This is a genomic window from Anaerococcus urinomassiliensis (genome assembly GCF_900128425.1).
GTDB classification, from domain to species: domain Bacteria; phylum Bacillota; class Clostridia; order Tissierellales; family Peptoniphilaceae; genus Anaerococcus; species Anaerococcus urinomassiliensis.
The window spans coordinates 1,401,285-1,412,411 of the sequence record NZ_LT635782.1; the positions used below are offsets into that span (position 1 = coordinate 1,401,285).

Annotated in this window: 10 protein-coding genes; 1 reads left to right on the forward strand and 9 read right to left on the reverse strand. The window is 30.8% G+C overall.

Features of this window, described 5'->3' with window-relative positions; translation table 11 throughout:
- Nucleotides 1-112 precede the first annotated feature (112 nt).
- Nucleotides 113-886 (reverse strand): hypothetical protein, encoded by a 774-nt coding sequence (locus tag BQ7474_RS07635; RefSeq protein WP_073998324.1) that lies wholly within the window; start codon nt 884-886, stop codon nt 113-115.
- A 144-nt stretch (nt 887-1,030) separates the two neighbouring features.
- Nucleotides 1,031-1,201 carry a hypothetical protein gene (locus BQ7474_RS10695; RefSeq protein WP_165695395.1) on the reverse strand — a complete coding sequence of 57 codons (171 nt, stop codon included), beginning with the start codon at nt 1,199-1,201 and terminating at the stop codon, nt 1,031-1,033.
- Nucleotides 1,202-1,307: 106 nt separating this feature from the next.
- On the opposite strand from BQ7474_RS10695, the gene BQ7474_RS07640 reads away from it, so the two are divergent.
- Nucleotides 1,308-2,351 carry a Fic family protein gene (locus BQ7474_RS07640; protein WP_073998325.1) on the forward strand — a complete coding sequence of 348 codons (1,044 nt, stop codon included), beginning with the start codon at nt 1,308-1,310 and terminating at the stop codon, nt 2,349-2,351.
- Between the two features lie 56 nt (nt 2,352-2,407).
- Here BQ7474_RS07640 and BQ7474_RS07645 read toward each other — a convergent pair whose 3' ends face one another.
- From BQ7474_RS07645 to BQ7474_RS07675, 7 genes are all read right to left on the reverse strand, one after another.
- Nucleotides 2,408-3,931, reverse strand: a complete 1,524-nt coding sequence (locus BQ7474_RS07645) for an ATP-binding cassette domain-containing protein (protein WP_073998326.1) — start codon at nt 3,929-3,931, stop codon at nt 2,408-2,410.
- Nucleotides 3,932-4,188: 257 nt separating this feature from the next.
- Nucleotides 4,189-4,764 (reverse strand): protein adenylyltransferase Fic, encoded by a 576-nt coding sequence (fic, locus tag BQ7474_RS07650; protein WP_073998327.1) that lies wholly within the window; start codon nt 4,762-4,764, stop codon nt 4,189-4,191.
- A 28-nt stretch (nt 4,765-4,792) separates the two neighbouring features.
- Entirely contained in the window at nt 4,793-5,410 is a 618-nt protein-coding gene (locus BQ7474_RS07655; RefSeq protein ID WP_073998328.1) for a class I SAM-dependent methyltransferase, read from the reverse strand.
- A complete protein-coding gene (locus BQ7474_RS07660; RefSeq protein WP_073998329.1) occupies nt 5,400-5,858 on the reverse strand; it encodes a hypothetical protein in 459 nt (152 codons plus the stop codon). The genes BQ7474_RS07655 and BQ7474_RS07660 overlap by 11 nt, the downstream gene beginning before the upstream one ends.
- A gap of 174 nt (nt 5,859-6,032) precedes the next feature.
- The gene (locus tag BQ7474_RS07665) at nt 6,033-6,578 is read right to left on the reverse strand and encodes an NADPH-dependent FMN reductase (RefSeq protein ID WP_073998330.1); all 546 of its coding nucleotides are present in this window, start codon (nt 6,576-6,578) and stop codon (nt 6,033-6,035) included.
- 252 nt (nt 6,579-6,830) lie between these two features.
- Nucleotides 6,831-7,163: an RNA helicase gene (locus BQ7474_RS07670; RefSeq protein WP_073998331.1), complete on the reverse strand. Its 333-nt coding sequence runs from the start codon at nt 7,161-7,163 to the stop codon at nt 6,831-6,833.
- Nucleotides 7,164-7,489: 326 nt separating this feature from the next.
- Complete coding sequence (locus BQ7474_RS07675; RefSeq protein WP_073998332.1) at nt 7,490-10,921, reverse strand: SIR2 family protein; 3,432 nt, start codon at nt 10,919-10,921, stop codon at nt 7,490-7,492.
- Nucleotides 10,922-11,127 lie beyond the last annotated feature (206 nt).

Here is an 11,127-nt window from a genome sequence, read left to right on the forward strand (position 1 = left end):
TTTTGTAAAAGATCCTTAAATAAACATAAAAAATTTATTATATTTTTAACTATAATTTTTTATTTAGCTTCTCACATAAAAACCAGCAAACTTGCTGGCATTTAACTCAATTCTATTTAATTTCCATTTCTGACAAAATACTTGTAGATACAATATCTCCGTAGCGACTTTTTATTTGGTCGCCCATGATTTCTGCTTCTCCCATTTGGATTTTTTCTGGATTGGACACGTGGTATGCGCCATATATGCCCATGATTCTCTTATCTTCTAGGTTGTCAAATTCGTATATGAAGTTTTCGACTAGCATGTGTTCTCTAAAATCAGCAATCCTAGCAAGACGAGTATCTTCTTGATTTTCCTTGTACTCTTTGATATAGGCATCTCTTCTGTCGCCCTGGTCCATCACTTCTTTGACCCTATCAATTTGTGTTTTGTCGTTTATCTTTTGCAAATGTTTTAGGTAGCCTTGGCCCAAAGTATCGTTAAAATCGCCAATGTCCGTCCCGTGAAACACGGTTTGTGGACATTCTTTTTTGATACGTCTTAGTAATTTGCCATAATGTTTAAGCTTGTTGCCCTGGGAAAACTTGTATTGGTCCCTAAGGATTTCTAGGATTTGATCATCTTCTTCATCCATCCATAGATTCAAGTAGCCGGCTACATAGTTGGGCACTTCTAGAAAGAGATTTCTCATGCCTTCTTTATCATAATAGTCTTTCCAAAGGGCAAACTCTTTGTCTGTGTCAGTTTGCGTGCCGTGTTCTTCCCCATAAAGATAAATCTTGGCCGGTTTCTCGGTCTCTGCATTATTGTTTTGGCAAGCACTTATTGCTATGAGTATGGCAAATATAAGTCCGTGCTTTAAAATTTTTTGGAATATTTTCATTTTCCTCTCTCTTTATTTATTCTTAGGATAATTATATCATCATTTCTAAGATAATAAATATTTATTTTGCAGAGGACTAAAGCCTAGGCTAATAGTGTTGCTATCTTTTATAAATAGAGAATATTAACCTGCCAAAATTATCCATTATTTATGTACTAGAGCAAAGTATATCACATAGGCCCAGCTCAATGCTCCGTGGAAGATTGCCCAAGGGATGGAGTGCCAAGTGGTGTAGGAAATAACTATGGCAAGGGCTGATCCAAATGTGATTCCCTCCCTTACTGTTTTGTGGACAATTGTTTTATTTTCTTTCATAATGTCCTCCTTTCCTTTTGCTCACTATATACCCTAAATATCGCCTAAAAATTGAATTATCGCCTAAAATACGGTACATTTTAGGCGATAATGAAAGGATTAAGCGATGAGAGTTTTTAATTACAATTTATTGAAAGATAAAAAGTGGGATTTTGAAATAATCAACTATATATCAACTATAGAAAAATTTAAGGGTAGAGGGGAGGTATTCCTATCGCAAAAAGCCCAGACCTTAGATAATCTAGTTGAGCTTGCTATCATCCAAAGTACAGAAAGTTCCAATAAAATCGAGGGTATTAGAACAACAGATTCTAGGATGCGTGACTTACTTCAAAAAAATATAAAGCCCAAAAATAGAGATGAAGAAGATATACTTGGTTATCAGGATGTGCTAAGCACTATACATGAATCTTACAAGTATATACCTATTAGCTCGGATGTAATCCTACAATTACATAAAGATCTCTTTAGGTATTCAGATAGGTCAATTGCTGGTAGATACAAAAATACTCAAAACTACATCAGCCAGACAAATGCCGATGGAGAAAGTTATACAATATTTACTCCCCTAGACCCTTTCCAAACACCAATTGCAATGGGGATGATATGTGATTCTTACAATAAAGAAATTGATAGAGGAGAAATCAGTCCATTGATTCTTATCCCTTCTTTTATCCATGATTTCCTTTGTATACATCCTTTTAACGACGGCAATGGTAGGATGTCGAGACTCCTGACTACTTTGTTATTATACAAAATGGGTTACCAAGTTGGAAAATATATAAGCCTTGAAGAAAAAATCGAAAAAACAAAAATTAACTATTACAAGTCCTTGGAATATAGTGGACAAGGCCGGTCTACAAATGATGAAGATAAAATTTATTTTATAAAATATATCCTAGGAATAATTACTTCTGCATATAGAGATTTTGAAGAGAGAGTAGATATATTCGATAACAATCTATCAGCGTTTGACCTAGTTAAGAATGCAGTTAATAATCAATTGGGAAAATTTACAAAGTCCGACATTATGAAACTTACACCAAGTATAAGCAAATCATCAGTTGAAAATTCCTTGAGAGACTTGCTTGATTCTGGACTAATAGAAAGACATGGTAAAGGCAGAGGAACTTTTTACGTGAAGAAATGATTTGCAATATTCAAAAAATCCAGCAAGTAGGTAGCTTGCCGGATTTTTTTATTTTATCATATAATCATATGCAAACCATATCCATTTAGTTCATACACCTTATCAAAAACTTGGTCTATGAAGTCCTTATCGTGGGAGACGGCTATTATGGCTCCCTTGTATGCTCTGAGGGCTTCTATAATCTCTGGCTTTGACAAGGGAGAAAGGTTTCTGGTGGGCTCGTCAAGGATTAGGACTTCTGCCTTGTCTAGATTCATCTTAGCAAAGAAAAGTTTGGCCTTTTGTCCTCCTGATAGGTCGGATATATTTCTATACATTTCTTCTCTTTTAAAGCTTAAGCTTGCTAGGAGATTGGATGATTTTATATGGTCATCTTTAGCTTCCGACTGAGATAGGTACTCTAGGGCTGTCATAGATCCATTTTCATATTCGAAATATGATTGGGGCATATAACCCACTTTTAGATTTAGGTCCTGGCATTCTCTTAATATCTCTTTAAGCAAGGTGGTTTTGCCTACTCCATTTTTCCCAATTATACAGATTTTATCAGGACCTATGATTTGAAGTTCAATATTTTTTGCCAAGAGCTTATCAGCAATCCTTAGCTCATCTTTCTTAAAGTCTAGGACTTGCTTACCATTTGGAATATTTATATCTTCATCGAAAAATATATCTATGGCTTCCTCATAGTCTGGTTTTTGAGTCAAATTTGCTTCTTCTTTTTCTAGTCTCTTGCCGACGGACTTTACAGTGTGCATCTTATCCTTTAGATTTCTACCCATTAAGTCATCCTTGGTAGCTCTAAGGTCGTGCTGGACTGCATCGTGGACCCTTTTATATTTGTATAATTTTTTATCAAATTCTTCTCGTTCGTTATTAGCTCTGGTAGTTTCACTTATGATAAAGTTATCTCTTTTTGTCACATAGTCATTGTAAGTATTGTTTGAAATGGTGTACTTGGCCATAGACCTACGTCTGATTTGTTCCAGGTGGATTATTCTATTAGCCACCTTTTTTAGCAAATTGGTATCGTGGGATACAAATATAAGAGGAATTTCTAAATCTTCCATGAAGTTTTCTAGCCAAAGCAAAGATTCATAGTCCAAATCATTGCTAGGCTCATCAAATAGAAAAATACTCGGTTCTTTTAGCATTTCTACTAGAAGTATAAATTTAATCTTCTCCCCACCAGACAGACTTCCCATCTTTCTGTCATCTGATAAGATATCGTCCGGCAAAGCAAAGTCAGATAGATACTTATAAAGTTTGTTATAATCTATCATATCAAAGCTTAGGTGTTTATAAAGATAAGCATTGGTAGTAAGACTTGCATTATTGTCATCCAAACTTTGTGGCAGATACCCAATTATTTCATTGTTTTTATTAATTTCTCCACTAATGCTGGCAAATTTTTCTGTATTTTCCCTATCAACTATAGTTTTTAAAAGGATTGACTTGCCATTGCCCTCTTCGCCGATGAGCCCAACCTTGTCCCCCTTGTTTAAAGTAAAATAAAAATCTTTGATAATAATCCTGTCATCTTCTATTAATCGTATCGTTAAATCTTTTATCTGTAACATATATCCTCCTTAGGATGTATGCCACATTATGAAAAATAAAAAAAGCCTATCCACAAAAAAAGTGAACAGACTTTCTCTAATGATAAGCAGACTAATCTTATTCACAATATGGCATACCAAAACAAGCTCAATGAGCTTAAAATCAGTATCAAAATTTCCATATTGCTTATAAAATCAATTAAACTTACCTCCGTGTTTTAATTTCTTTTGTATTGTACCACTGTTTTCAAAAATAGATAGCTTTGATTTCTAATATCTTATTTATCAATTTCTTCAGACCTAACTTTATCTAAGCCTTCATAAATATAAGATTGGTCAAGCCCCTTCATAAATACTTCTCTATCTTCTATCTTATCAGTCAGTGCATCTTTAAGAAGCATCTTGATGTATTTGCTTCTAACAGGACTTATTTTCATAAGTTCTAGGTAATCAACTTTATCTACTCTCTGCCAATCTATACACTTGCCCAAATTCTTTTTTAAGATCAAATCAAGCCATATCCTCGTAGCCCTTCCATTTCCCTCTATAAAGGGATGGGCTACATTCATCTCCACGTACTTATCAATTATTTGATCAAAATTATTTTCAGGCATTTTCTCTATAGCTTCAAGAGCTGGATTAAGATACATAGAATTAGCAAAGCGGAAGTTCCCCTTTGATATATTGACTTTTCGAATCTTGCCTGCGTCGAATCCTTCTAGGTCGTGGAATAGGGCATAATGGATATCCAAAAGTCCCTTGACGCTTCCTATTTCAAAGTCGTCTATTCTTCCAGAATCCCGTAAGTCAATGGCTCTTTTTTTGCTTATGTATTCTTCACTATTCTTATTCACAACAAGTCTCCTTTTTTAGAAGAAATATTTAATTCTCAATAATTATTATACCCGCACAATGGGACATCTGATCAAAAGTAGAAGTTGGGAATTTGTCTTTGATTTCATCATAGACAAAATAAAATTCCTCATAATCCCAATAATCCCCAGCGTGATTTTTGCAAATTTCCAAGTCATGGCGAGTCCTAAAAGCGACATCTCCTATCAAAATCTTTCCTCCATCATCTAATAATGGAAACAGTAACTTTATAAAGTCAACCTTATCTTCATCTTCTAGATGATGAAGGGAATATGTTGCGATAATAGCATCGTATTTATTTGCCAGAAGTTCTTCACTTAAACCATCCGAGAAATCTTTGGAGTATAGGTGTGCATCAGGCATTTTCTCTTGAGCAATTTTTAGCATTTCTTCTGAAAAATCTTGGCCATATATTTCTATTCCTTTTTCATAAAGACGGCTAGTAAGAGTTCCTGTTCCAAAACCTACATCCAAAATCTTCTTAGCCGGTAAGTATAGGACCTCATTATAAATTTGGTTTAAAATTTCCCTGTATCCAGCAAAGGGATATGTATTATCATCATCCGATAGGCCAACGCTCTTGTCGTAATCATCTGACCATAGGTCAAAACCTTTATTATCCAACATCTACATCTCCCTTGATTAATCTGTTTTCATATAAGATATTTATGATTGCATCCATATCTTTTATTTCATAGACTTGCTTATATGTATTTCCAAATGCATTTATCCTAAGTTTAATATCACTGTAACTTTCTTTTAGGCTTACATCTTTTATCTGATCAAAGTTAATGAATTTTAGGATAGGACTGCCCATAAAAACGATGATATCATCTTTGCCAATGCCTGGTAAAAATTCTATAGTATATGCAAGCAAGATTGCAGATATCAGAATCAGAAAACCCATAAGACTCCTATCTAACCTATACCAGAAAAGGCTAGTAATAGCGGCAAAAATAGCCAAGATAAAGCCTAGATATGAGTTCTTTTTTACCCTAATTATATTATTTCTTTGGACTGTGAAGTTATAAAAGCTCGGAACAATTAGCATTAGTAATACGACAACTTTTACCATCTTTCCTCTTTTCTAATATTTTTTCTAAGAATTTAAAATCATTCTTTCTGTAAACACTATGTTTTATTTTATTATAACAGATAAGTTGATTGATTTAATATAAACACACTCATAGGATATTTAAACTTTCACAAAAAAATAGCCATCAGTATCGACTGACAGCTTATAAATAAATTATTTTATAAATTCTACAAATTTCTCAACAAAGCTTGCTAAAAATTCTCTTGTAAATTCGATCATATTGCCATTTTCATCAAAGCACTTGTGAATCTCTGATAACATAACTTCTGGTTGAGCCAAAACATTGGCCCCTAAAAATGCTAATGATGTTCTTACCTCATAATTTGCCCTTAGTCCTGCAGTCATAGCAAGAGATGCACTTATAACAGCAAGCTTCTTACCAGCCCACTTCATATCTTCATATGGCCTTGATCCAACATCGATTGCATTTTTGATACTAGCTGGCATGGACCTATTGTACTCAGGAGTAACAAATATAAAAGCATCTGCACTTTCCATTTCATCTCTAAATCTAGTATAAGACTCCGGAGTTTCTAATGTGCCATCATCATATTCTTCATTGTATAAAGGCAAATCTCCTATTTCAATAAAGCTTGCCTCAAATCCTTCTGGTAAAAGTTCAACAATATTCTCTGCAACTTTTTTATTATAAGAATCTTTCCTCAGACTCCCTACAATAAAACCAATTTTCTTAGTCATAATCCATCTCCCTTTATCACAATAAACTATTTGTCACAAAATACTGCAATAAATATACCCTAGTAGAGTGTTTTGAAACATTAGGGAGGGCTAGGTAGCCTCATTTAAAATTATAGCAGGATAAAAAACCAAGGATCCTATACTAAGCTTGAATTTTGTTAATATACAATTTTTATAATATCCTTAAATATATATAATCATAGGACTTGCTAAGATTTTAGTCCCGTCCCAGTCCCAGTACCGGAGAAAATTTTATAAGTTTTTAACTCTCTCAGTTTCTCTATCATAAATCTCGAATGAGCCATCATTTAATTCATTAAGCCTTTTTATGAGTTTTTTAAGAAGATCAAGCATTTTGTATTTATCTTTTTTCTCTTGGTCTTTGTCAAAATATACGGGTTCATCATTGTAATCAATTTTATAATATGATGAATATAAATCTTGAATTTCATTATTTAATTTTTGGATATATTCATCATTGTCAACAACATCTATGCCTGTAAGCAAGCGATCAGATTTTTCGTCGTAATACTTACTCACTAATGGTCCATCACCTAAATCTAATATTATCTCTAATTTTTTCATAATTAACTCCTATCTTGGGTAAACAGTTACTATAAAGCCATTTGTTCCAACCGCACAAAGAACATAATGCTTCCCACCATAGTCATAAATTTTTGTAATTTTCATTCCATTTTTTCTACTTGAAACTAATCTTCCGTTTTCAATAACTGATTTTATAAAACTAGGTATTTGTTCCTTATCAACACCAAAAACTTCTTTAAGTTAATTGGTATGTATCCGTCGTATTTTTTTCCAGGCTGTTAGTTTTTTAGTAAAGTTACTCTAAGAGCTTAATTTTAATACTTCTAAAATAAATTTTATTTAAATGTCTTGCGACGCATGGGACTCTATTGAATAATATTCATAAACCTAAGGTTTGCTTCTAAGTTATCTGCATTCGATTCATATTTTAAAATTTCATAATATACACTTTTCAAATCTTCTTTAATATCATAAGTTATTAACTCCTGTGTATTATTTATCATTTGATTAGTAATAAATATCATTAATTTATTTATTAGATCTACATTATCTTTTGATATTTCAATATCTATTGTGAAAAAATATAAAGTAAATTGCTCTATAGTAAACCCTTTATCAAATTTTTTTAATATTTCATCTAGATTGCTAGTAAAGTAAGGAAATTTCGCTAAAAATTTGATAATAAGGTTTTTTTCATGGTTAGATGTTTTTATTGGATAATCTCGTGAACGTCTATCTAAAAAATCCTTTATCCATTTATCAAATATTTCTTTTCTTCCCGTTTTATCTAATTGGTCAATACCATTTGATAACTCAAAATAAAATAATTCTAATGTTTCCTCTGCCATATCACCACTAAATATATTAGGAATATAATCTCCCATAGCATCTTCTGAAAAGTTGAAAATTAAAGACATATATCCCTTAAATATCAATTGTCTTATATCTTTCTCAAAAATATCAATGTTTTTTATAGCTTCGTGGTATATAGGTTCAAAAACCAACGCAAATTCTGTATATAAATATGACTGATGTACAAAACCACTCCATGCCATTTTTAGTATTTCATCATCATTTGATTTAAATTTATCTAAAATAAACTTTTCACACCAATCACTATCAATATTATAAAAGAAAGAAACATTACCTAGTATAACAACTAAAGAATCATTATATCCTTCTTCTTTTAACATTTGTTCTAAAAAAACTTTAAAACTATCCTTTAAGCATTTTTCATCGCTATTCTTTATTGAAATTTCTATTAGTTTTATTGTTGATAGAGCTAAATTACCTTTAGATGAATTCAATGCTCTCGTCATATAACCAAGTGATTTTTCTTCTGTATTACTAGAATCGTTCCATAATAATTTGATCTTTTCATAAAAGAAATCTACAAGATTATCACTAATACTCTTTCTTGTATTTACAATTGAAAAAATAACACGAGATAGCTCAAGATTATAAATATCAACAACTAGCGGATTAAAAAATATCTTCTCAAAAGTATATATTAACTTCTGTTCATATAAATTAGATTTTTCTAAAGACATTATAATGCCTCTCCACAAATCGGTATTTAGTTCATTTTCCTTGATTAATAATTCTATAAGTTTCTCTCTAAAACTTTCATTTTCAGAACAAATTTTCTCTAATTTTCTAATCAGTGTTATTCTCTCCGCTCGTTCAAACCCATCTCCTTCATAGGATAATAATTCGTCAATAATTATTTCTAAGCTATTAACTATATCTGTGTCAGTATATGGTAATTGAGCATCTCCCCATCTTACTGTAATAGGTCCAATTGATTTTTCAGGGTTTTCTCGTGGTTGAAAATAATCATATTTCTCTTTAATAGAATTTATATTACTAATAATATCCTGATTGCTTTCATCAAACCTTTGTAGCCAAATTAGTAAGTTATATTTTTGATAAAAGTATGATTCGTCAGTAAAATTATTAGAAAGTTTTTCTTCATTCATTATTTCATTTAAAAATATTTTTTTATCATCATCTTCCAATTTAGGGAAGATATCTGCATATAGCCAAAATAACTCTTCCTTAAAGCTTATATCAAGAATTTTAATATTATTAGATTTTAATAAATCTAATTTCTCTTTACCTGTAATGTTAGACATGTGCCTTAATATTAACAAGGAAGATCTAAGTAATATAGAAATATCTGACGAAATATATGTTTGATACCAATATTCTTTATTCTTATTATCCATACCTAATAAAAGTTCTTTGAAAATAATAAGAAATTGTTCATGATTGCTTAGATACTCTTCAGGTCTTGGATAGAACGAAGCAAATTCAAATTCTTCTACATTAAATCCCATAATTTTATATCTTTTCAAGTTATAGAGTTGATTTGATATATTATTTAATATATTGATATAATATTTATTCTTAAACAATTTGTACTTATTCCACAACTCTTCCATAATGTAGTTTTCGAACTTAAAATCTATACCTATTTTATCCGTAGAGATGACTGTTTTTTTATTTAATACGAACGATAAACTTTTAGAATAAATTTCGTCTGCAACAAAATCTAACTTAGGTCTATTTGTATAACAAACATCTAACAATCGACCTACCAACATAAAATCTAAATTATTAAAATCAATTAAATTAATTAATTTTTCGATTTTTTCAATTTTAGTATTTTTATTACAAATTATTGTCGCAATTTCTATCTGTAATTTCTTGCTCAATATAAAATCTTTATCATAACAAAATTTTAAAAATAGATCAGTTTCATTTATAATTATTTCTCTAGATAACCATTCTATTCTTTGAATACCAAAATTATCTACTTTATTATTAGAAAAAATCTCATCAAAATATCCTTCATTAAAAAGGTATTCTGCCCAATCCCTACTTTTTATTTTTGAAAAGAGCTTATCAGAATAGTGTATATTGTTTAATATTTCTCTGATTTCGAAGTCAAATTCATCATTTATTTTATTGGGTACTTCTTCTGAAATGTCCTTAATTCTTAAACTCCAGCTATTATCATCCCTGGTTACTAAATTAGATACTCTAAGTAGGGAATCATATATTTGCTTATAATTATTTTTTTCATGAATTATAGGAGTTAATCCTAGTGGTTTATAGTTACTAGCTTGGTCACTACTAGTAAAAATATATCTTTTTTTACCAGATAAATCTGGTAATGATCTTGTGAAATATTTCATTACAATGTCATTATAACTATAGCCAATGAAAAGCACAGTATATTCTGACTCAAATAAATCTCTTAAAAACATTGTTATATTTCCACGATACATATAAGATTTTCCAAAATCAGAATCTGTAAGAACAATATCTTGAGGAATCTCAACCTCGCCATGTAAATGAACAATTCCATTAAATTTATCACCATACGGAAGTGCTGGATATGAATATACTTTTGCTTTTCTATCCTTTTTTTCTAATGCACTTTCAAGCATGCTATCATAATTAGTGGTAACAATACGAATATCTTTTTTAAAAAAATCAATCAAGGCCTCATGATTTGTATTTGGTTTAGTATGAGTTGCACTGAGTATATTGCAAACTTCACTGTGTACATCATGACCTAAATTTTCAACTCTACCTAAGTACTGCTCATCGGACTCATCATTTCTTTTTTCTTGATTGGTCAATTCAGCTATTTTATACGAAAGTTCGTTAAAGCTAGATAGATTGGTTGGTTCACTCATTGATATGCCAGCCCCACAAAAAATCACAAGTTTATCATTTTTTATTGCTTCTACTAATAATTCAGGGTACTCAATATCTTTTATTATCATTATTATCCTTCCATAAAAAGATTCAGACTATAGCTCTTATTTTAATTTCTGTTAAATTAATTCATGATATAATTTCAAAATTATATCACTTACTCTTATCATAATATATTTTTTACTAAAATCCATAGTTATAATAACAATTTACGGTTGTTATAATCTGCTGTCCTTATTATTTGTTCAATCATTCATGGAGTAATATTTTCTTT

Excerpts from the sequence above, each read along its gene's own strand:
- BQ7474_RS07635 (WP_073998324.1), bottom strand. The coding sequence starts at position 886 with ATGAAAATATTCCAAAAAATTTTAAAGCACGGACTTATATTTGCCATA.
- BQ7474_RS10695 (WP_165695395.1), bottom strand. The coding sequence starts at position 1,201 with ATGAAAGAAAATAAAACAATTGTCCACAAAACAGTAAGGGAGGGAATC.
- BQ7474_RS07640 (WP_073998325.1), top strand. The coding sequence starts at position 1,308 with ATGAGAGTTTTTAATTACAATTTATTGAAAGATAAAAAGTGGGATTTT.
- BQ7474_RS07645 (WP_073998326.1), bottom strand. The coding sequence starts at position 3,931 with ATGTTACAGATAAAAGATTTAACGATACGATTAATAGAAGATGACAGG.
- BQ7474_RS07655 (WP_073998328.1), bottom strand. The coding sequence starts at position 5,410 with ATGTTGGATAATAAAGGTTTTGACCTATGGTCAGATGATTACGACAAG.
- BQ7474_RS07660 (WP_073998329.1), bottom strand. The coding sequence starts at position 5,858 with ATGGTAAAAGTTGTCGTATTACTAATGCTAATTGTTCCGAGCTTTTAT.
- BQ7474_RS07665 (WP_073998330.1), bottom strand. The coding sequence starts at position 6,578 with ATGACTAAGAAAATTGGTTTTATTGTAGGGAGTCTGAGGAAAGATTCT.
- BQ7474_RS07670 (WP_073998331.1), bottom strand. The coding sequence starts at position 7,163 with ATGAAAAAATTAGAGATAATATTAGATTTAGGTGATGGACCATTAGTG.
- BQ7474_RS07675 (WP_073998332.1), bottom strand. The coding sequence starts at position 10,921 with ATGATAATAAAAGATATTGAGTACCCTGAATTATTAGTAGAAGCAATA.